The following is a 24,655-nucleotide window of genomic DNA, read 5'->3' as shown; positions in this document are numbered from 1 at the left end:
ATTAGCGTACCTTGAGTGTGGCCAATGCAATCAGCACCAGCATCAACGAAATAATCCAAAAGCGCACGATCACCCGCGGCTCCGGCCAGCCTTTTAGTTCATAGTGGTGATGGATCGGCGCCATGCGGAAAATACGTTGGCCGCGCAACTTATAAGAACCAACCTGTAAGATCACTGAGACGGTTTCCATCACGAACACCCCGCCCATGATGATCAGTAGCAGCTCTTGACGCACCAATACAGCGATAGTGCCGAGCGCGCCGCCTAATGCCAGCGAGCCTACATCACCCATGAAGACTTGCGCCGGATAGGTGTTAAACCACAAAAAGCCAAGGCCAGCACCGACAATCGCGGCACATACCACCACCAGCTCACTGCTGTATTGGATATACGGAATATGCAAGTAGCTGGCAAAGTTCACGTTCCCGGTAGCCCAGGCAATAAAGGCAAACCCACCAGCGACCATCACGGTGGGCAGAATCGCCAATCCATCGAGGCCATCCGTCAGGTTCACCGCATTGCTGGTGCCGACAATCACAAAATAGGTAAAGACCACATAAAACAGACCAAGTTGCGGCATCACGTCTTTGAAAAACGGCACCACCAACTGAGTAGCAGCGGTGTCTTTGCCATGCGCATACAGCGCAAACGCCACCCCTAAGGCAATGGCGGATTGCCAAAAGTACTTCCAGCGCGCCACCAAGCCATCGGTATTTTTGCGCACCACTTTACGGTAATCATCGACAAAGCCCACCGCGCCATAGCCGAGCAATACCACCATCACCGCCCACACATAAGGGTTAGCTAAGTCTGCCCATAAAAAGACGGTTAAACTGATGGCAGCAACAATCAGCACCCCGCCCATGGTTGGCGTGCCACGCTTGCTAAAGTGAGACTCAGGCCCTTCTTCGCGTACCACTTGGCCAATTTGCATTGATTGTAAACGTTTAATCAAGCGCGGTCCGGCCCACAGCGAGAACAGTAACGCCGTCAAGGCACTGACAATTGCCCGAAAGGTGAGGTATTCAAACAAGCGCATTGAAGGTAAGAGGTTTTGTAACGCCTCCGCTAACCATAAAAGCATTAGCAAGCCTCCTTGATGGCGGCAACCACGGCTTCCATCGCCATCCCGCGAGCGCCTTTAATTAAAATTGTGTTAGGTGTGTGTGTGTTCATCATGGCTACTACATGCGCGATTAGCGCCTCTTTACTATCAAAATGGTCGCCGCCGCAGCATTCGCTGATCACACGGCTATCGTTTCCGGTCGTGAAAACACGGTCTAACTGTGCCTTTTCAGCATGTTGTCCCACTTCACGGTGCATTTGTTCACTGTATTGCCCCAGCTCAGCCATATCACCCACAATGAGCCAGCGCTCCCCAGGGTAGCTGGCCAGTACATCTATGGCTGATTTCATCGCCGGCACACTGGCGTTATAGGTATCATCAATCAACCTCAGCCCCGGGCGTGGCTCTATCACCTGAGTGCGTCCCGCCACGTTTTCTACGGAGGCAAGGCCGTTGACCACATCGTCCAAACTCACCTCCGGTAGCTGCATCGCCGCACAACCGGCCATCAATGCATTGGTGATGTTGTGCACACCGGGTAATGGCAAGGTGACCGTTTTTTGTATCTGGCCATCACTGAGGGTGATTTGATAACAGCCTGCATCGGTGAGCACACTCTCTATTAACCTCAGTGGCGCCGCCTCGGTGTCAGTGACGGCGATCACCTGCTTGTCAGCCAAGACCGCTTGCCACTTTTCGTCGCCGTGGCTGTGCTGATTCACCAATGCAATGCCACCTTCTGGTAAGCCTTGGTAGATCTCTCCTTTGGCAATTGCCACCCCTTCCAATGAGCCAAACCCCTCAAGGTGCGCCGCAGCCAGGTTGGTCACCATGGCAATATCGGGTTTCACCAACGCGGTGGTGTAGGCAATCTCGCCAATATGGTTCGCGCCCAGCTCAATCACCGCATATTGGTGCTCAGGGGTTAGTCTAAACAGGGTCAGCGGCACACCAATATCATTATTAAAATTGCCTGCAGTGGCTAAGGTCGGGCCTTTTTGTGCCAGAATAGCCGCCAGCATTTGCTTTACCGTGGTTTTACCGCAGCTGCCGGTGATGGCAATGGTGGGTACCTGACACTGGCTTTTTACCCACGCGCCCAGCTGGCCAAGCGCGATACGTGTATCCTCCACCAACAATTGGGGCATCGCGACATCCAGCGGATGCTCGACCACTATCGCCGCCGCACCGGCCGCTTTGGCTTGCTCTGCAAAGTCATGCCCATCAAAGCGCTCACCTTTCAGGGCAACAAACATCGCCCCTTGGCCAAGTTCGCGGGTATCTGTGGTGATAGCCTCAATCCGGTCATTTTCCGGTACAAATTCTCGGTGCAATATCGTTGCGTTCACCGCGTGCGCAAGCGTGTCGAGTGAAGTCCGAATCATGATAACTCCTTGAGTTGCGCGGCCACCGTCTCTCGGTCGGAATAGTGCACCTTGCCGTGCGCTAAAACTTGATAATCTTCATGGCCCTTGCCTGCGACTAAAACAATATCCTCGGCTTTGGCTTGGCGAATAACCTGGCTCACCGCGTCGGCGCGATCGTGTTTTACCCATGCGCGCTCTGGCGCCTCCATGCCCGCAAGCATGTCTTGAGTAATGGTCTCAGGGTCTTCGCTACGTGGGTTATCGTTGGTCAATACCACATGATTGGCGTGCTGCTCAGCCAAACGGGCCATTAACGGCCGCTTGCGTGTATCACGATCGCCACCGCAGCCAAAGATGCACCACAGCGCACCGTTACAATGGCGACGCAAGGCAAGCAGCGCTTTCTCTAACGCATCGGGCGTGTGAGCATAATCAACCACGACTGTGGGTTTGTCAGCAGCGAGAAAAACCTCCATCCGCCCTGTGACAGCTTGCAGCTGCGGGCTCACGGCCAATAACGGTGCTAACGGATAGCCCAGCCCCAATAAGGTGGCCAAGCTCACCAGCAAATTGCTGACGTTAAAATCCCCCACCAAAGCAGCATGAATTTCGCCTTGCCCCCAGGATGAGTCAATCTGCACCCGTACACCATCGCTGGCATAGGCCACCGAGGTCGCGTGCACAAATCGGCCTGCGTGGGCATCCAGTGAAGCTGCATCCATGGCCACCGCGATCGCCTCGGGCCATTGCTGTAGCCAGGTGCGACCAACACTATCATCAGCATTGATGACTTTAAGTGGCAAACCTAACTCAAACAGTTGTTTTTTCGCCTCGGCGTAGGCATCCAGTGTGCCGTGATAATCAAGGTGGTCATGGCTTAAATTGGTAAACACCGCCGCATCAAAAGCAAGGCTGGCGACGCGTCCTTGCGCTAGACCGTGCGATGATACTTCCATCGCCACATGGCTGGCCCCTTGCTGAACAAAGTCTGCCAGCTGGGCTTGAATGCTGATTGCGTCCCCGGTGGTGTTATCGGCCGCTTTCAGCGCGCCGATAAAGCCGTTGCCCGTGGTGCCCATTACCGCCGTGCGCTTGTCTAGCGATTCAAGCCACTGAGCAATCAGTTGTGACACCGTGGTTTTGCCGTTGGTCCCAGTCACACCAATCATCTGCAGGTGCTGCTGGGGGTTGTGATAAAAACGCGCCGCCATCGCAGACAGTGCATGGGGTAAGGCGCACACAGTGATCACGGGCACACGGCCGTGCCAACTTACTTGGTCGTGCTCGCCTTGTTGCACCACGGCCGCCGCACCTGCCTCAATCGCAGCCTGAATAAACTGACGACCATCGACCTGATGGCCTTGCACCGCCACAAAAACATCGCCATCACCGACGCAGCGACTGTCGAGTGTCATCTGTTTTACTGGGACACTCGGCGCATCTGTCAGCCACGGACTCAGCCATTGGTTTAAATCATTCATTCTGGTTCACTTCACTTGCATACTTAGCCACTTGCAACCCAGGGCCTGTGCCCGCATCCGGTGCAATGTTTAAGATCTGGAGCGCGCTTTTCATCACATCAGAAAACACCGGCGCCGCGACCTGGCCACCATAATACTTGTCGCCTTGAGGCTCGTTAATCACCACCACCATCGCCAGTCTGGGATCGCTAATCGGTGCCAGCCCCGCGGTATAACCGATATACTCATCGCCATAGCCTCCTGCCACCGCCACTTTGGCGGTACCGGTTTTCGCGCCAACCCGATATCCATCCACCGCGGCACGGCGTGCGCTCCCGCCTTCTTGGGTCACGCCCTCTAGCATTTGCAGCACTTTATACACATTCGCACGCGAGGCGACTTGTTTCCCTTCAGTCACTCCCTCGCGCTTTAAAATACTCAGCGGACGATTGATACCCAGCGAACCGAGCGTGGCATAGGCACGCGCCAGTTGCGCCGGCGTCACTGACAAGCCATAGCCAAAGGCCAGCGTCGCCCGTTCAAAGTCTGACCAGCGGCGGCGTGAGGGGAAGTGCCCTACCGATTCACCAACCAACTCGACGCCAGTACTTGCCCCCAAGCCAAAGCTACCGTATTCACCCAATAAGGTTTCCACGGGCATCGCCAACGACAGCTTACTGACACCGATGTTGCTCGATTTTTTGAGGATCCGCGCCAGGTTGGCTTTACCCACTTTGGAGACGTCACGCACACGACTGCCGCCGATTTGCATGATGCCATTGCCGGTATCAATCACGGTGTCCATATCCGCGACACCGTTTTCCAACGCGGTGAGCACCACAAAAGGTTTCATGGTTGACCCCGGCTCAAACACGTCAGTGATCGCGCGGTTACGCATATTAAAGCTTTTCAGCGAGCTGCGATTGTTAGGGTTATAAGAGGGGGCATTCACCATTGCCATCACTTCGCCGGTTTTGACATCCACCATCACCAACGAACCGGACGTGGCGCGATAGTCGGCCACCGCTTGCTTAATCGCACGGTAAGCGATGGCTTGCAAACGCTGGTCGATACTGAGCGTGAGCGACTGGCCTTCTTTTTTGTCTTCAGTGGCAATGTGCTCGACCACACGGCCAAACCTGTCTTTACGCACGGTGCGCTTGCCATGCTCTCCGGCAAGCCAGTCATCAAAACGGCGTTCAATGCCTTCCAGACCATGGCCGTCAATGCCTGTCATCCCCACTAAGTGGGCACTTACCTCAGCACTAGGATAAAAACGGCGAGACTCGGCTTTAAGACCCACGCCGGGCAAGTCAAGCTTGTTCACATACGCGGCCATTGCGGGGCGCACTTGGCGCTGCAGATAAACAAAACGCCGCTTACGGTTCGCTTGAATCTTGTCAATCAACGCCTGGCGGTCTAGGCCCAGCACATCAGCCAGCGCGTACCAGCGTTCAACGTTGTTCAGTCCCTGGTGTTTAAACACCGTCACCGGATCGGCCCACACCGCTTGCACGGGGACACTGACCGCCAATGGCTCGCCTTGGCGGTCTTCAATCATCCCACGCGCGGAATGTACTTGTTCAACCCGTACTGAGCGCAAGTCACCCTCATGACGCAGCCGGTCGGGCTCAATCACTTGGATATACGCCGCACGAGCCACCAGTGCGACCAAGGCCAACGCGATAAACGCGCAAATAAGGCCAAAGCGCCACTGTATCAGCACAGGTGGCGCTTTTGGTGTACGGCGATTGGCAGGCTTGCTAGTACGTTTTTTCACCGGCTATTACTCAAAGACCGTTTGACGATCACTTCGTTATCACTGGTCGGTCGAATCATGCCAAAAGACTCACGCGCAACTGCCTCCACATGGCTATGTTCAGATAACGCGTTTTCTTCTAGCAATTGATTTCGCCACTCCACTTCGAGCGTTTCGCGCTGCTCAAGCAGCGCATCTTGTTTGGCAATCAAACTGCGCGTCGATTGGGTCATCGACACCACAGCGATCGCTGATAGCAACACCGCGACCAACAATCCCAGCGGCAATTTGCCGATAGCCAGCAAGTCTTGACGAATTTGTTTGGCAAGGCTTGGCCGCGGCTCCATGATTTACCCTAATTTCTCCGCGATGCGTAATACCGAACTACGCGCGCGCGCGTTTTGCGCCACCTCTTCGGCAGACGGTTTAATCGCCTTACCAATAGGCTTCATCGCCGCCGAACCGAGCTCCGCGATCTGCGCTTCAGTCAATGGCACCCCTTTGGGCACATCAGGCCCCTTGCTTTGCTTGCGAATAAAACGCTTCACCATTCGATCTTCTAACGAGTGAAAGCTGATCACAGACAAACGGCCACCGGGGGCGAGGCTTGCCAGCGCACCTTGCAGTGCCTGCTCAATCTCATCTAATTCACTGTTGATATAAATGCGAATCGCTTGGAAGCTGCGCGTCGCCGGGTGCTTTTTCTTTTCTCTAAACGGCACCGCATGATCAATCAGTTTGGCTAGCTGATTGGTGGTGGTTAGCGGGGTCGCTTCTTCATCCTCACGATGACGCACAATTGCATTAGCAATTCGGCGAGCAAAACGTTCTTCACCAAACACCTTTAACACCCAAGCAATGTCGTCTGGGCTGGCGGTTTCTAACCACTGCGCCGCTGACTGGCCGCTACTGGGATCCATACGCATATCTAAAGGGCCGTCGTGCATAAAGCTGAATCCACGGCTAGGATCGTCTAGCTGCGGAGACGACACGCCCAGATCAAGCAAGATGCCATCCACTTTTTCACTCAAGCCCCGGTCACGCAGATAGGCGTCGATGTCAGAAAAAGGGCCATGAATGATTTGAAAGCGAGGATCGTCAATGGTGTTGGCTTCTTCAATCGCGCGAGGGTCGCGATCAATTGCGTACAAACGCCCGTTTTCACCCAGCTGCGATAAAATATGGCGAGAGTGACCGCCGCGACCAAAAGTACCATCGACATAAATGCCGTCTGGCTTTATCGCGAGGCCGTCTACCGATTCGTTCAATAGGACGGAAACATGGGTATATTGTTCTGACATAAGTTCACTTCATTGTTTACAGAGAGAGGTCAGCTAACCGCTCACTGATCATCGGGGTTGATTCCGCCTGTGTGTCCATATCCTGGCGAATTTGTGCCTGCCATGTCTGCTCATCCCAAATCTCAAACTTATTGAGTTGGCCCACCAGCATCGCTTTGCCCTCAAGCCCGGCGTACTGGCGCAACGTCGCGGACAACAATAGCCGACCTTGGCCATCCATCTCACAATCAAAGGCATGGCCGAGTAGCAAGCGCTGCAAGCGTCGTTCTGCCGGCTGAAAGCTCGACAGCTGCGCAAGCTTGTCTTCTATCACCTCCCACTCAGGGACGGGATACAAGGCCAAACAAGGGAGCTGGTGATCGATCGTGCACACAAACTGGCCGTCACAATGGTTAATTAACCCATCGCGATAGCGAGTTGGCAGGGCTAGCCGCCCTTTTTTGTCGACCGATATGGCACTGACGCCGCGTAACATGGCGCTATTTTCCCTTTTTCACCAAGATTATCCACTTTACACCACATTTTCCCACCCAGAAGTGTACGTAGCAGGTAAAAAGAAAGTCAAGCAAGCCATCACAGTGACAAAGATCACACTTAGGAAGATTAAAGAGATATTTCAGCGGGTTAATCAGTCGCCAAGCCAACCAGCCACATCAGGTTATAACCAAATCGTCTGATACAAACGCTGAAAAAGAGAGGGCGAGCCCAAAAGGCTCGCCCGATAAAGAGGTGAGTTGGCCTATAAGCCGGGTTCTGTACCGTAAAAACGGCGGTAACCATTCGTCTAGGCCTGCAATCGCTCACAGGCTCCAGCAACCTACCCGTCCCCAAACGCGGGCCGCGCCAATAGGGACCTATTTGGTCTTGCTCCGGGTGGAGTTTACCGTGCCACGAACTGTTGCCAGCCGCGCGGTGCGCTCTTACCGCACCCTTTCACCCTTACCTGTGCTCCGAAGAGCCATCGGCGGTCTACTCTCTGCTGCACTGGTCGTAGGCTCGCGCCTCCCAGGCGTTACCTGGCACCCTGCCCTGAGGAGCCCGGACTTTCCTCCCCTTTATCAGTCTCCCGTGGGACATCAATAAAGCAGCGGTTACCTGGCCAACTCGAGCGGGGGAGTATATAGAAGAATCACCACGCAAGCCAGCGTAAATCACGCTTAGCTACAGATTCTCCAAGCCCCACTTATAGAGTGCGTTCTTTTTAACCGAATACAATTCCGCGACTAATGCCGCCGCCTTTTTCAGGGGTAGCTCAGCGGCCAATAAACCGAGGGCATGACACGCCGCCGAGGGCAACGCGCTCTTATCGGCACGATAACCGGCTACCAATAACACCATTTCACCGCGCAGCCGGTTGGCATCTTCATTTAACCAATCAATCAGTTCGCCTAAAGGTGCCCCATGAATGGTCTCAAAGGTTTTGGTCAACTCACGCGCCAATACCACGCGGCGCGCCTCACCCAACACTTCACGCATATCCGCCAAGCTGTCGCGAATACGGTGCGGCGACTCATAGAAAATCAGGGTGCGAGGATCATCGGCCAAGGCGCGGAACGTATCCTGGCGTGCTTTTGTTTTCGGTGGCAGGAACCCTTCAAAACTAAAACGGTCTGAAGGCAAGCCAGAGGCACTTAATGCGGTGACCACCGCACAGGCCCCAGGCAAAGGCACCACCCGCACGCCCGCTTCACGGCATTGCGTGACCAAATGGTAGCCAGGGTCGCTAATCAGCGGCGTCCCCGCGTCCGAGACTAATGCAACTGACTGGCCTTGTTGCAAGCGCGCTAATAATGCCGCCGCTTTTTGCTGCTCGTTATGCTCGTGCAACGCAAAGGTCTTCGCATTGATAGAAAAATGCGAGAGCAGCCGAGCGGTATGACGTGTATCTTCGGCAGCAACCAGATCCACACTGGCTAAAACATCGAGTGCACGCTGGGTAATATCCGCCAAGTTGCCTATCGGTGTCGGCACAATATACAGCGTGGGGTGAGCATGGTCGGATAGATTTGCATCAGTCATTTGTTTAACAACCCTTCGGCGATTAAGATAGGGGCAACGTTGTCACGGTTGAAACATGTTCATGGTTAAACTTACCCAGAAGCGTCAAAGTGTAACACGACTTATCACCCCTGTAGCCCTAGCGTTAGCGCTGGCTGCGTGTAGTGCTCCGACGTCTACGCCAACTGCGCGTGATGTCATCAGTCAGCCGGCAACGGAGAATTCGACATTTTACCTGTTGCAAGCGGAAACCAGCCAAGGTGAGAAGCAAAACGACTGGTATCTACTGGCGATAAAAGCACTGCTTAACGAGCAACAGCTCAACCAAGCCGACGTGCTATTACAACGCTTGTCGGAGCGCCAACTCAACACCCAACAACGCATTGAGTGGACCTTGGCGCGCGCGCGCTTTTTGGCGCAAACCGGCCAACTCGCCGATGCCAACCAGCTACTGACGCTTGCTCCCAATTGGCAGCTTAAAGACAGCCAGTATGTGCGCTTTTACCAGCAAAAAGCCAAGATTGCCCGCCAGCAAGACAATGCGCTCGGCGCGGTAAAAAACCAGTACCAATTAGCGAATTATGCCAGCGCCAATGACGCGCAGCAGACCTGGAATACCTTATGGCAAGATTTACAGTTACTCAGCCAAAATGAAATCAAACAGCTGCAAAACAGCGACGATGACATTCTTGCCGGCTGGGTTGCGTTACTTGATATCGCTCGTCGTTACGCCGGCGATGTGGCAGAGATGCAAAGCCAGTTGGATGCCTACTTAGCGTCGCATCCTGCGCACCCAGCAAACCAATATCTCCCTGATAACTTGGCTGATATCCAGGCGTTGACCATCACCCAACCCACCCATGTTGGTGTAATGCTGCCACTGACCGACAAGTTCTCCGAACAAGGGGATGCGATTCGGGATGGCTTTGTCGAAGCCATGCTGGATGCTAATGCTGAGCAACGTCCCAAGATACGCTTTTACGACACCAACGCCTTGGATATTGATACGCTCACCCAACGCATCACCCAGGACGATGTCGATTTTGTCGTCGGGCCTTTGCAAAAACACAAGGTAGCCGCTGTGAGCAACGCCATTGCTGGACAAGTGCCAGTGTTAGCGCTCAATGAACCAACGGATGATCGCTACCAGCAAGGGGTATGTTATTTCACCTTATCCCCCGAACAAGAAGCAGCGCAAGCGGCCGATCGCTTACACCAACAGGGATATCAATTCCCGCTGGTGCTCTATCCTGACTCAGCCTTTGGACAGCGAATGCGCGACGCCTTCTCCGCGCGCTGGCAATCATTGACGGATACAGACGTAGAGCGCGCACCGTTGGGTGATCGTGATAAGATGCAAGCGCGCATCCGTGATATTTTCGGCTTAGACGCCAGTCAACGTCGAATCGCCCAAATGAAGCAGCTCACCGACTTGCCGTTGCAATCACAAGCACGGAGTCGTCGGGACATTGATGCCGTGTATATGGTCGCCGGTGCCGCCGAGCTTACCTTGCTCAAACCCTTTATCGAAGTGGCCATTAATCCGGATGTGCAGCCACCCAAGCTGTACGCCAGCTCACGCAGCAACAACCGCGCAGACGGGATGGGACAATTAGCCGAACTGCAGGGCATCGAGTTTAGTGATATTCCGCTGCTGATTAGCAGCCAAAGCGCAGCGTATCAGCAATACCAGCAGCGCCATCCTTCGCCGAGCAATAACACCACGCGTTTACACGCGCTTGGGATGGATGCATACGGCCTGCTGAAAGGGTTACCGCAAATGCAGGCACAACCTGGCTACCAGTTGAGTGGCCAAACAGGCCAATTATCACTGGCGGAACACTGTGTTATCCATCGACAACTGGACTGGGCGCGGTTTGGCAAGACAGATATCGAGCCCATTACTAACCAAACCACGCAGGATGCGCAGTGATACGTCCTCAGCCTAGGGCGAAAGGGCAAGCTTACGAAGCACAAGCTTGCCAGTACCTCGTTCGCCATGGGCTGACCATTTTGGATAAAAACGCGCATAGTCGCCGTGGAGAAATCGACTTAGTGATGCAAGACGGCACCTGCTTGGTGTTCGTCGAAGTCCGTTTTCGCCAAGGGCGCGGATTTGGTGGGGCAGCTGCCAGCATTACCACCGCCAAGCAGCGACGCTTAATTCTGGCGGCAGAACGCTGGATGCAATGTCGCGGCATAAAAAGTACACAAACCGAATTTCGCTTTGACGCCGTCACCTTTGATGGCAGTGTTGAGGCGGTCAACTGGATTAAAAACATCGTTCAAGGGTAAGTCATGCTAGAGAGCATCAAAGAGAGCTTTACCGAAAGTATTCAAACCCAGATAGCTGCCGCTGAGGCAATCCCTGAGTACCTATCACAATCGGCTCAGGTGATGGTACAAAGCCTGCTTAATGGCAACAAAATCCTCTGTTGCGGTAACGGTGGCTCAGCCGCCAATGCCCAGCATTTTGCCTCTTGCTTGCTTAATCGCTTTGAAACCGAGCGCCCGAGCTTGCCAGCATTAGCACTGACCACAGACACCACCACCTTGACGGCGGTGGCCAATGACTATAGCCATGACGAAGTGTTTTCTAAGCAAGTACGCGCCTTAGGACAAGCTGGCGATATCTTGCTGGCGATCTCTACCAGTGGTAACAGTAAAGACATCATCAAAGCCATGGAAGCCGCGGTGACCCGTGATATGACCATTATTGCGATGACCGGAAAAGACGGTGGAGAAATGGCCGGGTTGCTCGGGCAGCGCGATGTCGAGATCCGCATTCCGTCACAACGTACCGCACGGATCCAAGAAGGGCACTTACTCACCGTACACTGCTTGTGCGACCTTATCGATCAGGTGCTCTTCCCTTCTCACGGAGAATAAACCATGCGCCTGATAATCACCTTGATGTTTGTGCTTGCCTTGCAAGCGTGCTCAACCGTTTACTCCTCCGACCCACGCACCACCGGCGAGGAGTGGCAGGACACACAAATTGGCCTAAACACCGCTGGGATTGTCAATAAACCGCCGTTTAGAAACAAAATTCGTGCAAAAGCGGCTGCTTTTCAAGGGCAAGCACTGTTAGTGGGGCAAAGTACCGATCCGGCTCTGACCGAGCAATTGGTTGAGCGCATTCGCGCATTGGACAATGTCGACGTGGTCTACAACGAAGTGCGCGATGCACCCATGATTGGCCTTGCCGACATCAGCACCGATAGCTGGCTCACGACCCGCGTGAAAGCGGCATTCGTGGCTGATGATCAGTTGCGTTCGGTCAATATCAAGGTGATCACCGAAGCCCGAGAAGTGTTTTTAATGGGAGCCGTGACCCAAGCACAAGCGGACAAAGCGGTGGATATCGCCCGCAATGTGCGTGGCGTCGAGCGTGTGATCAAAGCGTTCCAGTACAAGGACTAGCATGAGTTAACAGTTTCGTTAGTCCAGACCGTAAAAAGGCCAAGGATTTCCCTTGGCCTTTTTATTTCGTCTATCAGGTATGGCACTACAACTTGCGCCGAAGTAGCAGCAAAGTGATCATTAAGAAAATCACACTTGGGGTAATGGCACCAACCGCTGGCGGTAATTTGTATACCAAGCTCATAGGCCCAAAGACCTCATTGGCAATATAAAAGCCAAAACCAAAGATCACCCCAGAGAGCACGCGCGCCCCCATGGTCACGCTCCGCAGTGGGCCAAACACAAAGCTGAGCGCCAGCAACATCATGACTGCAATCGACAACGGCTGCACCGCTTTACGCCATAAAGCAAGCTCGTAGCGAGAGGCATCTTGTTGAGACGCCTGCAAGTAAGTGACGTAGCTGTACAAGCCTGACAAAGAGAGCTCCTCGGGTTTCACCGTCACCACTGCTAACTTGTCGGGGGTCAGCGTGGTTTTCCACACCAGTTGATCTTGCTGCACGTTAGAAATCGCTTCGCGCTTTTGCATCCGGGTAATGGTGACATCTTTAAGCATCCAACTGTCTTGATTAAGGTAGTCAGCACTTTCGGCAAACACCACATTGGTCATGTTTTGTTGATCGTCAAACTTCCAGATGCTCACACCCGTGAGGTTATCTTGCTCATCGGCGCGGGCAATATAGATAAAGTCATTACCGTCTTTCGCCCACACGCCGCGCCTCACCGACATCACATTGCCGCCTGATTTAGCAATGGCACGCAACTCACGCGCCGCTTTTTGCGCATCGGGCGCGCCCCATTGGCCCAGCACCATCACGATGAGCATCAAGGGAATCGCGGTTTTGAGCACCGACATACCGATTTGCAGCTTAGAAATGCCCGCCGCCTGCATCACCACCAGCTCGGAGCTGGATGCCAGCATCCCTAACCCAATCAAGGCACCCAGCAATACCGCCATTGGGAAAAACATTTCAATGTCACGGGGAACACTCAATACCACGTATAAAATGGCTTTACCCATGGTGTAGGTGCCATCACCCACTGAGCGCAGCTGCTCAACAAATTTGATGATCGCTGACAACCCCACCAAGGTTGCTAGGCATAACGAGGAGGTGCCAATCAGCGTGCGACCAATGTACCAATCAAGAATGCGAAACATCAGGCAGATCCTTTTAAGCTAGCTTTGAGTTTTCGCACCGGTAGCGAATCCCAACCGGCAAGCACCATAGCCAATAACAAAGCAGCGATATTGACACTCCAAAGCCCAATTTGAGCGGGGAGATCGCCATCTTCGACCGCCGATTTGGCGGCACTGATCGACAAAAAGTACGCCAGATAAATCAAAATCGCGGGGAATAGCTTAGCGAACCGCCCTTGGCGTGGATTCACCGCCGACAATGGCACCACAATCATGGTCATCAACGGAATACACAGCACCAAAGAGATACGCCACTGCAGTTCAGCGCGCGCTTTTAAGCTCGACTCACCAAACAGTTGCAGCGTAGGCACCGCATCCCAATCGCGACTTTTCTCGCGCACCTCACGCTGACCAATCAGCACCTGATAGTTCTCGTAGGTAGTCACACCATAGTTAAGCTGGGTGGGTAATCCCTCAGTGCGGGTGCCGTCGACCAGGTCCAGTACTTGGCGGCCATCGTCGAGCTCAGAGACATAGCCTTTGTCAGCCACCACCACATTGGGCAGCAAAGAGCCACGCGGCACCGGCTGGGCAACAAACACCTGATTGAGGGTTTGGCCATCATCTTCAATGTTATCGACAAAAATGACCGCTTCGCCGGAAGGGGCGCTTTGAAACTGACCCTGCACCAGCAGCTCCAGCCCCGATTTAGCTTCCAGCTGCTCCATGACTTCTAATTCTTGGTTATTGGCCCACGGTGTTAGCCAGAGTGCGTTAAAGGCGGCCACCGAGCCGGTAATGATCGCCAAATAAAGCGCCGCCCGGATCAGAAACTCGTTACCGATCCCGGTGGCGTTCATCACGGTGATCTCACTCTCGGCATACAGGCGGCCAAAAGTGATCAAGATCCCGATATACAAACTTAGTGGCAACATCAACATCGCCATCGACGGCATGTACAAACCCACTAAGGTAATAATTTGATCACTAGGGATCGATCCCTCCGTAGCATTGGCCAGCACACGGATGAACTTTTGGCTGAAAAAGACCAGAAATAACACAAATAAGACTGCAACTTGTGTCTTAACCGTCTCCCGGATCAAATATCGAACAATTATCAAAGCGAAGGCACCTATGGAAAACTTGTTTTTTTACTCGAATAACTATAGTTTCTGGTTTAATTAGTTGTTTTCTAATCTTTCGGCCATTTGTTGACCGCCGGCTGATCCGGGCGCATGTAGAGCGTTCAACAACATAGAGGCGGCATTATCCAACATTTGGTCTCAATTGTCTTTAGGATCTAGGAGTACAAATGGAGTTCAGTGTAAAGAGCGGTAGCCCCGAAAAGCAACGCAGTGCCTGTATTGTCGTCGGAGTATTTGAGCCTCGCCGCCTCTCCCCTGTGGCTGAGCAGCTCGATAAAATCAGCGACGGCTACATCAGCGCCTTGCTGCGCCGCGGTGATCTGGAAGGAAAACCCGGCCAAGTGCTCCTGCTGCACCATGTCCCGAATGTCCTATCAGAACGCGTACTGTTGGTCGGCTGCGGTAAAGAACGTGAGCTGGGCGAGCGCCAGTATAAAGAAATCATTAAAAAAACCATCAACACCCTGAACGAAACCGGGTCGATGGAAGCGGTCTGCTTCTTAACCGAGCTGCACGTTAAAGGGCGCGACACCTACTGGAAAGTCCGCCAAGCGGTTGAGAGCACCAAAGACAGCTTGTACACCTTTAATCAATTCAAAAGCGTTAAGCCAGAAATTCGCCGCCCATTGCGCAAAATGGTGTTCAACGTGCCAACACGTCGTGAGCTGAACCTGGGTGAGCGCGCTATCGCGCACGGTTTGGCGGTCGCCTCTGGTGTTAACGCCTGTAAAGACTTGGGTAATATGCCACCCAACGTGGCCAACCCGGCCTACCTTGCCTCGCAAGCGCGTCGTCTTGCCGACGACTATGAAACGGTCACAACCCGTATCATCGGCGAGCAAGAAATGGAAAAACTGGGCATGCATTCGTACTTAGCCGTTGGCCGAGGCTCAAAAAATGAGTCGATGATGTCAATCATGGAGTACAAAAATAACCCAGACCCAGACGCCAAACCGATTGTATTGGTAGGTAAAGGACTGACCTTTGACTCGGGCGGTATTTCCATCAAGCCTGGTGCCAACATGGACGAAATGAAGTACGACATGGGCGGTGCCGCGTCGGTCTTTGGGGTAATGCGCGCCCTTGCCGAGCTCAACCTGCCGATTAATGTTGTCGGGGTGCTGGCTGGCTGTGAAAACATGCCAGACGGTCAAGCGTATCGTCCGGGGGATATCCTCACCACCATGTCAGGCCAAACCGTGGAAGTGCTCAACACCGACGCTGAAGGCCGTTTAGTCTTGTGTGACGCCCTGACCTATGTTGAGCGTTATGAGCCAGAGTGTGTGATTGATGTCGCGACCTTAACCGGGGCATGCATCATGGCCTTGAGCCACCACATCAGCGCCTTGATTGCCAACCAAAACCCACTGGCGCACGATATTATTAACGCCTCAGAGCAAGCCGGTGACCGAGCCTGGCGCCTGCCAATGACTGACGAGTTCCAAGAGCAGCTCGACAGCCCGTTTGCCGATATGGCCAACATTGGCGGTAAAGGTGGCGGCACCATCACCGCCGGGTGTTTCTTGTCGCGCTTTGCCAAAAAGTATAACTGGGCGCACCTAGATATCGCCGGTACCGCTTGGAGAAGTGGCGGAAAAGAAAAAGGCTCAACCGGTCGTCCGGTGCCGTTGTTGGTTCAATTCTTACTGAACCGCTCTGGCCTAGAAGTGGAAGAGTAAGGAGAAGGAGGCCAACCGGCCTCCTTTTTTGTTCACGCTTTATTCAATACTGGTGTCTGTGCGCACAATCGGCTATGTTGTTGGGCTCGCGCTACCCGGACACCCTGCTTTTGGGACGGAGGCCGTTTCTCATATTTAGGAGCGTATATGCCCACCGCCACCTTTTATTTGCTATCGCCGCCTGATCCAGCCGACGATACCGAACGCCCGGGGCTAACACCCGAACAGCAAGCGCGTGAAAACAAAGACAGTGACACGCAAAAGCGTGACACACAAATCATAGTAGCAACCGCTATCGAACTGGCTTTTTACTACTATCAACAAGGGCAACGCATTTACCTGGCCGCGCACGACCAAGCCCAAGCGCATCAACTCGATGATCTGCTGTGGCAACGTGACCCAGATGTATTTTTGCCCCATAACTTGGTCGGTGAAGGGCCGCGAGGCGGCGCACCGGTGGAAATCGGCTGGCCTGGCGTACGCCATACGGGCCATCGCAGTGTGCTTATCAATTTGGCGACAGAGCCATCAAATTTTGCGCCTTCGTTTGCACAAGTGGTAGACTTCGTCCCTTGCGATGAGACGCTCAAACAGCACGCGCGTCACCGATATAAAGCATACCGACTGGCAGGCCTGCAACTTCATACCCTGGCCATCGACCAATCGCCCAAACCTTGACGATCTTTCAAGAGCGCTATGGAAAAGACATATAATCCACAATCAATCGAAAAAGCGCTGTATCAGCGCTGGGAAGAGGCGGGCTATTTCCGACCTCATGGTGATACCAGCAAAGATGCATTCAGCATCATGATCCCACCCCCTAACGTGACCGGCAGCCTGCATATGGGCCACGCGTTCCAGGATACCATTATGGATACCCTGACCCGTGCGGCACGGATGAAGGGCAAAAATACCTTATGGCAAGTGGGAACAGACCACGCCGGTATCGCGACGCAGATGGTCGTGGAGCGCAAGATCGCCGCCGAAGAAGGCAAAACCAAACACGATTACGGTCGTGAGGCCTTTGTTGACAAAATTTGGCAATGGAAAGGCGAATCCGGTGGCACTATTACCCAACAGCTGCGCCGCTTAGGGGCCTCTGTCGACTGGGATCGCGAACGCTTCACCATGGATGAAGGCTTTTCTAACGCCGTCAAAGAAGTGTTTGTTCGCCTGCACCAAGAAGACTTGATTTACCGCGGTAAACGCTTGGTGAACTGGGATCCTAAGCTGCATACGGCCATTTCCGACCTAGAAGTGGAAAACAAAGACAAGAAAGGCCACATGTGGCACTTCCGTTATCCACTCGCTGATGGCGCTCAAACCGCTGAAGGCAAAGACTACATCGTAGTGGCGACCACCCGTCCAGAAACCATGCTGGGCGACACCGGTGTTGCGGTCAACCCAGAAGACCCGCGTTATAAAGACCTGATTGGCAAGCACGTGTTGCTGCCAGTGGTTAATCGTCGCATCCCAATTGTGGGCGATGAGCACGCCGACATGGAAAAAGGCACCGGGTGTGTGAAAATCACCCCCGCGCACGACTTTAACGACTACGAAGTCGGCCAGCGCCACCAGCTACCGATGATCAACATCCTGACCTTGAACGCCGACATTCGCGATCAGGCAGAAGTGTTTGATCATAAAGGCCAGCCAAGCGATGCCTTCGATGGTGCCCTGCCAGAAAACTACCAAGGCCTAGAGCGTTTTGCCGCGCGTAAAGCGATCGTCGCCGAATTTGATGCGCTGGGTTTATTGGATGAAATTAAAGATCACGATCTGACCGTGCCGTATGGCGATCGCGGCGGCGTGGTGATTGAGCCAATGCTCACCGACCAGTGGTATGTGCGCACCGCGCCATTGGCAGAGCCGGCGGTAAAAGCGGTTGAAGACGGCGATATTCAATTTGTGCCTAAGCAGTACGAGAACATGTACTTCGCGTGGATGCGTGATGTGCAAGATTGGTGTATTTCACGCCAGCTTTGGTGGGGCCACCGCATTCCTGCCTGGTACGACGACCAAGGCAATGTCTATGTGGGCCGTGACGAAGACGAAGTACGTCGCGATAACCAGATTGGCGACGATGTGGCGCTGCGCCAAGACGAAGACGTGTTGGATACTTGGTTCTCATCCGCGCTTTGGACCTTCGGCACCCTAGGTTGGCCAGAAAACACCGATGCACTGAAAACCTTCCACCCTACCGATGTGTTGGTGTCTGGTTTTGACATCATCTTCTTCTGGGTGGCGCGCATGATCATGATGACCATGCACTTCATCAAAGATGAAAACGGTAAGCCACAAGTGCCGTTTAAGACCATTTACATGACCGGCCTTATCCGCGATGAAAGTGGCGCCAAGATGTCAAAATCGAAGGGTAACGTACTCGACCCGCTCGATATGATTGACGGCATCAGTGTTGACGAGCTGGTTGCCAAGCGTACCGGCAACATGATGCAGCCGAAGCTGGCAGAAAAGATTGAAAAAGCGACCCGTAAAACCTTCGAGAATGGCATCGAAGCCCACGGCACCGACGCACTGCGCTTTACCCTCGCGGCACTGGCCTCAACCGGCCGTGATATCAACTGGGACATGAAGCGCCTTGAAGGGTATCGCAACTTCTGTAACAAGCTGTGGAACGCTAGCCGTTACGTGCTGATGAACACCGAAGAGCAAGATTGCGGCATGAGCGGCGGCGAGATGCAATTCTCACTGGCCGATCAGTGGATCGAGTCTCAGTTCCAGCAAGCGGCGAAAGACTTCAATACCCATCTCGACAACTACCGCCTCGATATGGCGGCCGGTGTCTTGTATGAGTTTATCTGGCACCAGTTCTGTGACTGGTACTTGGAGCTCACCAAGCCCGTACTGTGGAAAGGTGACGAAGCACAGCAACGTGCTACGCGTTACACCCTGATCACCGTCTTGGAAAAAACCTTGCGTCTCGCACACCCTGTGATCCCCTACATCACGGAAGCGATTTGGCAGAGCGTCAAACCATTGGTTGACGGTGTCGACGGCGACACCATTATGAACCAGCCATTGCCACAATTTGATGCCAGCCGTGTTAACGCGCAAGCGTCAGAAGACATTGAGTGGGTGAAGCAGTTTATCGTCAGCATCCGTAACCTGCGCGCAGAGTACGATATTGCGCCAAACCAGCCGCTTGAGGTGATGTTAAAAGCCGCAGATAGCCGTGATGCTGAGCGTGCGACCCGCAACCGCACTACCTTGAATGCCCTGGCGAAACTCGGCAGCTTCACCGTGCTTGACGGTAGCGAAACCTTACCTGCGTGTGCCTCTGCGCTGGTCGGCAGCTCGGAGATCTTGATCCCGATGGCGGGCTTGATTGATAAAGACGCTGAGTTAGCACGTCTGGATAAAGAAATCGCTCGCGTAGAAGGTGAAATCAAGCGTGTTGAAGGCAAGCTTGGCAACGAAAGCTTTGTCGCCAAAGCACCTGAAGCCGTGGTGGCGAAAGAGCGTGAAAAGCTCGACGGCTATCGTGAGAGCCTCACCAAGCTTGGTGAGCAAAAAGCGACCATCGCCGCGCTATAATCCTCGGCTCACTCAGCCTATCAAGCCACACCGCTCGGTGTGGCTTTTTTTTATGCCCCATCTCGGCGCAAAATGGACTTGGTCAGTTTTTAAACGCTTGTTATCCCTAGCACTGATCGTCGTTGATAGTTCGCCTCTATGTAAAGGATAGTGAGAACCGTTTTTATTTATCGACAGTCTCTGTGCATACTGTCAGTGTTGATTAAACGCGTGTTGCCAATAAGGAGCTACACCATGAAGAAGACACTCAGTTTTGCTGCTATCCACTTTTCTATCGCCTTTACCGTCGCCTATGTGCTGACCGGCGATATCATCATTGGCAGCCTGATTGCGATGACCGAACCCACCGTCAATACCGGGGCGTTTTATCTTCATGAAAAACTCTGGCAGCTTAGCCGCCAAGCGCGCCCCGTGGTCAAAACGGCCAGCTTTGCGGTGATACACTTTAACGTTGCCTTTTTGGTGGGCTATTTAATCAGTGGCGATTGGTTGGTCGGTGGCGCACTGGCGCTGGTTGAGCCAAGCATCAACACCTTGGCGTACTTCTTCCACGAAAAGGTGTGGCAGCGTCGTCATGCGGTAAAACCGGCACCGCTTCACTTGGGGCATCATCATTAAAAAACCATCGATTTAATCACGGTATAACTAACACCAAGGGGATCACTGTCAGTGATTAAAAGGCAGTATCTCCTTGTTTCGCTGCAAAGACGTTTACTTCGACGCCGTCAATATTCTATCTCCCTATCAGTTTTTCTTTAACATTAGCGCTGCGTTGTGTAAGCCAATCTGGTGAGATAGATTACCGATATATTTATTATTTGGAGTGTCGTAATGGCCAAGGATAGTCCCCAAGATTTACGCCAGCCAAGCTCACACGCACCTTTACGCGTACGCCTAATAACACCAAACGATAACTCGGCTATTGCCGATGTCATCCGCCGTGTTTCTTCCGAGCACGGCCTCAGTGCCGATGCCGGGTTTAGCGTCGCTGATCCCACTCTTGACTGCCTCAGCGAACAATATACCCACCCGCATGCCGCTTATTGGGTGATTGAGGCCGATGGGAAAATCCTCGGCGGTGGCGGTGTTGCCCCTTTGCCAGGTCACGATAGCGTATGCGAGCTGCAAAAAATGTATTTTCTGCCCGCACTGCGAGGCAAAGGGATGGCAAAACAGTTAGCGATTCAGGCGATGGAAACAGCGCGTGCATGGGGCTATCAGCACTGTTATCTTGAAACCACCGCCAACCTCACCGCCGCCATTGCCTTGTATCAATCACTCGGCTTTATCCCGTGTAGACGAATGGGGAACACTGGTCACGATAGCTGTGAAGTCACCATGATAAAGACGCTCTAACCCCGCCAGACACAAAAAAAGCCACGTTTTCGTGGCTTTATACTCAGTTGTTCAGCTGGGTCGCGCGTTACTCGCCCTATGGGCCTTCTTCTTCACCCGACTCGAAGTAAGTGCCCCAGCCGTCGTAATCAATGTTGTGCTTATCGGCTAACGCCACCAGCTTTTCGACTTGCTCATCAATGCGCTCAGCATTCAAAGCCGTTTCCATCACCGCATCAAAGCAGACGATAGTGCCGCCCTCTTCCAGCTCAAGCTCTTCAGCTTCGGCCACTTCAAAGCCCATTTTAAAGGCTTCTACCGCCGCATCTTCCAGCGCTTCAAAGGTATCGGCACACAGGTGGTGCTCAATGGTATACAGCGCATCAGGATCACTGCCATCGGCGAGAAGCTCCTCGATGATCATCCGCGTTTCTTGGTGTTGTTGTTCGATAAGTTCAGCCTGTGACATAGACGCGACTCCAGAAAATGAATACCGGCGCAATATGGCACGGTTTAGCAAAAAATGCCACGGCTCATCATGGTGTCACTGATGAGAAAACCGCCAAGTTAATGAATTTTCTGTGACCTTGCTAGTCCGGCGAGATTGTTAGTGATTTGTAACATTGACCTCCCCCTAGAAGGTTGTCATTATTCGAGCATCCAAGGAGGAGATGAGACACGCCCACCCTGTGCAAACGGCCTGCATTCCCACCTAACCGGTGAGCACACCGCCCGTGTGTGCAACACGCTGTTTGTCTCATTACCTGGCCCGTATTAAGGAAAAAGAGGACCTACCATGAGTGAGTTTTACGTTGGATCTGAAGTTGGGCAACTGAAGCGTGTACTGCTTCACCGCCCTGAACGAGCGTTGAACCACCTGACGCCATCTAACTGCCATGAACTGTTGTTTGATGATGTGCTGGCCGTTGAGCGCGCGGGGGAAGAGCATGACATGTTTGCTCGCACCCTTACCGACCAAGGCGTACACGTTTACCTACTTCACGATTTACTGGTCGAAACCCTGGCCGTGCCCGAGGCCAAGCAATGGCTGCTCGACACCCAGCTCAATCACTACCGTCTCGGGTATCAGTTCGCCATTGATGTACGCGCTTATATGGCCGACATTGACCACAACACCCTGGCTGACATTCTGCTCGGTGGCTTAAGCTATATCGACTTGCCCGTGCAATCATCCTCGATGATGCAGGCCATGCACGATAAAACCGACTTTGTGATTGAGCCGCTGCCCAACCACCTATTTACCCGCGACACCTCGTGCTGGGTGTATGGTGGCGTATCGCTCAACCCCATGGCGAAACCGGCGCGCCAGCGTGAAACCAACCATCTACGCGCAATTTACCGCTGGCACCCTGAATTTGCGGGCAGCGCGTTTATTAATTACCTCGGTGATGAAGTGCGTGACTACGACAACGCCATGATTGAAGGCGGCGATGTGCTGGTCATTGGCCGTGGCGCGGTATTAATTGGTATGTCTGAGCGCACCACCCCACAAGGGGTTGAGCAACTGGCGCGTAGCCTGCTGTTTAGTGGCCAAGCCAAAGAAGTGATTGCGGTTCAGCTGCCGAAAAACCGCTCATGCATGCACCTAGATACGGTGATGACCCACATGGACGTGCACACCTTCTCGGTTTATCCCACCGTGATGCGCCCCGACTTGCCTTGCTGGAGCCTAACCCGCAAAGGCGAAGACAGCCTTAACGTAGAAGCGCAGTCTTGCTACCTCACCGCGATTGAAAAAGCACTCGACGTCGGCCCGCTGAACATCATTACCACCGGCGGCGACAGCTATGCCGCCGAGCGTGAACAATGGAACGATGCCAACAATGTGCTGACGGTCAAACCTGGGGTAGTGATTGGTTATGAAGGCAACACCTACACCAACGAGAAATACGACAAAGCCGGGATCAAGGTGCTCTCTATCCCGGGTGACCAACTAGGTCGTGGCCGCGGTGGCGCACGCTGCATGAGCTGCCCGCTTGAACGCGACGGCATTTAACCTCACGCCTTTTCGCTTTAACGCCCGGCCACCTGGCCGGGCGTTTTTTTGCCACTCGCACACCTTGGTACCAAAAGTGACTAATTTCATGCCGCAGTTGCGCCTTTTTTATGAACTCGGCTCACATCACATTATTTTCTAAATAGCATTTTTTCTCATTTACGTCGCATGATGGCCTTAGTCAGCATCCGCTGGCGTCAGTTGGAAACACAACAAAAAGGAAACGCGATGAAGAAAAATACGCTCATTGCCCTATTATTGGCTGGCATCACCCAAGCTTTGACTCCCGCTTTTGCGGCCAATGCCGATAATTCAGTGGTTGATATAAAACGCGACACCGCCAAACAACTTAGCCAAGACTATGCGCTATTGGCACCTGTGCTCCACCGTAGCATTAATGCCTATGGCTTGAATGCGTCGCTACAAAGCCTCACCCAAACTCGCGCACATCAGCTTAACGATCAACTGCGCGCCGCGGACCGCGCCTTGCGAGAGGCACAAGGGGTGGAAGACGTCGCCGATCAGCTGCTTGAAGTGCGTCTGGCTGACCCCAGCATGCTCGCGCGCTGGCAAGCTGGCCAAGCGCCGCTGTTTGCCTTTGAGCCAGCAGGTGATGATAAAACCTGGACCCAGATTGAAGCCTACGACACCAACGGCAAGGTACACTGGCTAGATGTTCATCAGTTGCCTGACCGCCCTATTTTGGTGGTGGATGCCAATGGTGAAGCCTCACTTAAAGCTGGCCTAGAAGTGATGCGCCGCATCCTGGCCGAGCAAGCCCCAGCGCCCCGTATGCGTCGTCACGCGCCAATGATGGCACAAGGCCCAGCCGAGCCCATTGACACCACAGTGCTCAAATCAATCCGCCTTGAAGACGACCAAGAGCCTTGGATCTCCGGTGCGGCCGAGGTATACGCGATTGTCACCGGCTTGAACCCCAGCCGTGACGAGCCCACGCTCGATATTGTCGATATGCCTTATTTGGATTACGACCAAACCACCTATCATCCTAATCAGGTGATGATCCACTGGGAGCGTTATCGCTGGGGCGCGGCAGACGTGATCTTGATGGAGCAAGACGACGGCACCAACTACAAAGAATTGGCCTTGAAGCTCAACGAGGTGGCGAGCGACATCATTGCCGCCATTCCAGATTTAGAGGTGCAAGCCTATGGTGTGATCACCAAGATCACCGGCAAAATCATTGAAGCCATCCCCGACGGCTGGCTCACCAACGATGATGACTTTGTCGATGTGTACTACACCCTACTCAAAGACCGCGAATACCGCGATCACCCCAGCGCCGGCGGAAACACCACCGCCACCTGGGAACCACTGACCATCGAACCGACAGAGTAATGATGGACTGGGGATAGAAAGCCAAAACGCAGCCGTGGGGCTGCGTTTTTTGT

General features: G+C 53.5%; 22 protein-coding genes and 1 other RNA gene. 11 read left to right on the top strand and 12 right to left on the bottom strand.

The window, feature by feature from the left end:
- Window position 1: 1 nt before the first annotated feature.
- The 9 genes from mraY to rsmI all read right to left on the bottom strand — a co-directional run bounded on the left by mraY (window position 2) and on the right by rsmI (window position 8,972).
- Complete coding sequence (gene mraY, locus BZG74_RS02235) at window positions 2-1,084, bottom strand: phospho-N-acetylmuramoyl-pentapeptide-transferase (RefSeq protein WP_046073965.1); 1,083 nt, start codon at window positions 1,082-1,084, stop codon at window positions 2-4.
- A complete protein-coding gene (locus tag BZG74_RS02230; protein ID WP_077771157.1) occupies window positions 1,084-2,451 on the bottom strand; it encodes a UDP-N-acetylmuramoyl-tripeptide--D-alanyl-D-alanine ligase in 1,368 nt (455 codons plus the stop codon). Before BZG74_RS02230 ends, mraY begins: the two co-directional genes overlap by 1 nt.
- Window positions 2,448-3,914: a UDP-N-acetylmuramoyl-L-alanyl-D-glutamate--2,6-diaminopimelate ligase gene (gene murE, locus BZG74_RS02225; RefSeq protein ID WP_077771156.1), complete on the bottom strand. Its 1,467-nt coding sequence runs from the start codon at window positions 3,912-3,914 to the stop codon at window positions 2,448-2,450. The genes BZG74_RS02230 and murE overlap by 4 nt, the downstream gene beginning before the upstream one ends.
- The gene (locus BZG74_RS02220) at window positions 3,907-5,673 is read right to left on the bottom strand and encodes a penicillin-binding transpeptidase domain-containing protein (protein WP_077771155.1); all 1,767 of its coding nucleotides are present in this window, start codon (window positions 5,671-5,673) and stop codon (window positions 3,907-3,909) included. Before BZG74_RS02220 ends, murE begins: the two co-directional genes overlap by 8 nt.
- Window positions 5,670-5,999, bottom strand: a complete 330-nt coding sequence (gene ftsL, locus BZG74_RS02215; protein WP_077578700.1) for a cell division protein FtsL — start codon at window positions 5,997-5,999, stop codon at window positions 5,670-5,672. Before ftsL ends, BZG74_RS02220 begins: the two co-directional genes overlap by 4 nt.
- Window positions 6,000-6,002: 3 nt before the next feature.
- The gene (rsmH, locus tag BZG74_RS02210; protein ID WP_077771154.1) at window positions 6,003-6,953 is read right to left on the bottom strand and encodes a 16S rRNA (cytosine(1402)-N(4))-methyltransferase RsmH; all 951 of its coding nucleotides are present in this window, start codon (window positions 6,951-6,953) and stop codon (window positions 6,003-6,005) included.
- Window positions 6,954-6,969: 16 nt separating this feature from the next.
- A complete protein-coding gene (gene mraZ / locus BZG74_RS02205; protein ID WP_077578698.1) occupies window positions 6,970-7,428 on the bottom strand; it encodes a division/cell wall cluster transcriptional repressor MraZ in 459 nt (152 codons plus the stop codon).
- Between the two features lie 251 nt (window positions 7,429-7,679).
- An RNA gene (rnpB, locus tag BZG74_RS02195) (RNase P RNA component class A) lies at window positions 7,680-8,060 on the bottom strand.
- A 54-nt stretch (window positions 8,061-8,114) separates the two neighbouring features.
- Complete coding sequence (gene rsmI / locus BZG74_RS02190; RefSeq protein ID WP_077771153.1) at window positions 8,115-8,972, bottom strand: 16S rRNA (cytidine(1402)-2'-O)-methyltransferase; 858 nt, start codon at window positions 8,970-8,972, stop codon at window positions 8,115-8,117.
- Window positions 8,973-9,027: 55 nt separating this feature from the next.
- Here rsmI and BZG74_RS02185 point away from each other — a divergent pair, with 55 nt between their 5' ends.
- Genes BZG74_RS02185 through BZG74_RS02170 form a run of 4 tightly spaced genes read left to right on the top strand, consistent with a single transcriptional unit; the run spans window position 9,028 to window position 12,374 of the window.
- Window positions 9,028-10,884: a penicillin-binding protein activator gene (locus BZG74_RS02185; protein WP_077771152.1), complete on the top strand. Its 1,857-nt coding sequence runs from the start codon at window positions 9,028-9,030 to the stop codon at window positions 10,882-10,884.
- On the top strand, window positions 10,881-11,246 hold the full coding sequence (locus BZG74_RS02180) for a YraN family protein (RefSeq protein ID WP_077771151.1): 366 nt from the start codon (window positions 10,881-10,883) through the stop codon (window positions 11,244-11,246). The genes BZG74_RS02185 and BZG74_RS02180 overlap by 4 nt, the downstream gene beginning before the upstream one ends.
- 3 nt (window positions 11,247-11,249) lie before the next feature.
- Window positions 11,250-11,840: a phosphoheptose isomerase gene (locus tag BZG74_RS02175; protein ID WP_046073955.1), complete on the top strand. Its 591-nt coding sequence runs from the start codon at window positions 11,250-11,252 to the stop codon at window positions 11,838-11,840.
- Window positions 11,841-11,843: 3 nt separating this feature from the next.
- The gene (locus BZG74_RS02170) at window positions 11,844-12,374 is read left to right on the top strand and encodes a BON domain-containing protein (protein ID WP_077771150.1); all 531 of its coding nucleotides are present in this window, start codon (window positions 11,844-11,846) and stop codon (window positions 12,372-12,374) included.
- 85 nt (window positions 12,375-12,459) lie between these two features.
- Here the strand turns inward: BZG74_RS02170 and lptG are convergent, their stop codons facing one another.
- Together lptG and lptF are read right to left on the bottom strand one after the other, a co-directional pair.
- On the bottom strand, window positions 12,460-13,533 hold the full coding sequence (gene lptG, locus BZG74_RS02165) for an LPS export ABC transporter permease LptG (RefSeq protein ID WP_077771149.1): 1,074 nt from the start codon (window positions 13,531-13,533) through the stop codon (window positions 12,460-12,462).
- Window positions 13,533-14,633 (bottom strand): LPS export ABC transporter permease LptF, encoded by a 1,101-nt coding sequence (lptF, locus tag BZG74_RS02160; RefSeq protein ID WP_077771148.1) that lies wholly within the window; start codon window positions 14,631-14,633, stop codon window positions 13,533-13,535. Before lptF ends, lptG begins: the two co-directional genes overlap by 1 nt.
- Window positions 14,634-14,824: 191 nt before the next feature.
- On the opposite strand from lptF, the gene pepA reads away from it, so the two are divergent.
- The 5 genes from pepA to BZG74_RS02135 all read left to right on the top strand — a co-directional run bounded on the left by pepA (window position 14,825) and on the right by BZG74_RS02135 (window position 21,247).
- Window positions 14,825-16,336 (top strand): leucyl aminopeptidase, encoded by a 1,512-nt coding sequence (pepA, locus tag BZG74_RS02155; protein ID WP_077578689.1) that lies wholly within the window; start codon window positions 14,825-14,827, stop codon window positions 16,334-16,336.
- Window positions 16,337-16,483: 147 nt separating this feature from the next.
- Window positions 16,484-17,014 (top strand): DNA polymerase III subunit chi, encoded by a 531-nt coding sequence (locus BZG74_RS02150; protein ID WP_077578688.1) that lies wholly within the window; start codon window positions 16,484-16,486, stop codon window positions 17,012-17,014.
- An 18-nt stretch (window positions 17,015-17,032) separates the two neighbouring features.
- Window positions 17,033-19,891, top strand: a complete 2,859-nt coding sequence (locus BZG74_RS02145) for a valine--tRNA ligase (RefSeq protein ID WP_077771147.1) — start codon at window positions 17,033-17,035, stop codon at window positions 19,889-19,891.
- Window positions 19,892-20,125: 234 nt separating this feature from the next.
- Window positions 20,126-20,509, top strand: a complete 384-nt coding sequence (locus BZG74_RS02140) for a DUF2061 domain-containing protein (RefSeq protein WP_077771146.1) — start codon at window positions 20,126-20,128, stop codon at window positions 20,507-20,509.
- A gap of 213 nt (window positions 20,510-20,722) precedes the next feature.
- A complete protein-coding gene (locus BZG74_RS02135) occupies window positions 20,723-21,247 on the top strand; it encodes a GNAT family N-acetyltransferase (RefSeq protein WP_077771145.1) in 525 nt (174 codons plus the stop codon).
- Between the two features lie 76 nt (window positions 21,248-21,323).
- Here BZG74_RS02135 and rraB read toward each other — a convergent pair whose 3' ends face one another.
- Window positions 21,324-21,695, bottom strand: a complete 372-nt coding sequence (rraB, locus tag BZG74_RS02130; protein WP_077771144.1) for a ribonuclease E inhibitor RraB — start codon at window positions 21,693-21,695, stop codon at window positions 21,324-21,326.
- Window positions 21,696-22,022: 327 nt separating this feature from the next.
- Here rraB and arcA point away from each other — a divergent pair, with 327 nt between their 5' ends.
- Window positions 22,023-23,243: an arginine deiminase gene (gene arcA, locus BZG74_RS02125; RefSeq protein WP_077771143.1), complete on the top strand. Its 1,221-nt coding sequence runs from the start codon at window positions 22,023-22,025 to the stop codon at window positions 23,241-23,243.
- Window positions 23,244-23,471: 228 nt separating this feature from the next.
- Window positions 23,472-24,602: a DUF3103 family protein gene (locus BZG74_RS02120; protein WP_077771142.1), complete on the top strand. Its 1,131-nt coding sequence runs from the start codon at window positions 23,472-23,474 to the stop codon at window positions 24,600-24,602.
- The last annotated feature ends 53 nt before the right edge of the window (window positions 24,603-24,655 follow it).

The organism is Salinivibrio sharmensis (genome assembly GCF_001995985.1).
In the GTDB taxonomy this organism is placed as follows: domain Bacteria; phylum Pseudomonadota; class Gammaproteobacteria; order Enterobacterales; family Vibrionaceae; genus Salinivibrio; species Salinivibrio sharmensis.
Note: the sequence above shows the minus strand (reverse complement) of the source record. Positions and strands in the feature narration are given on the sequence as shown.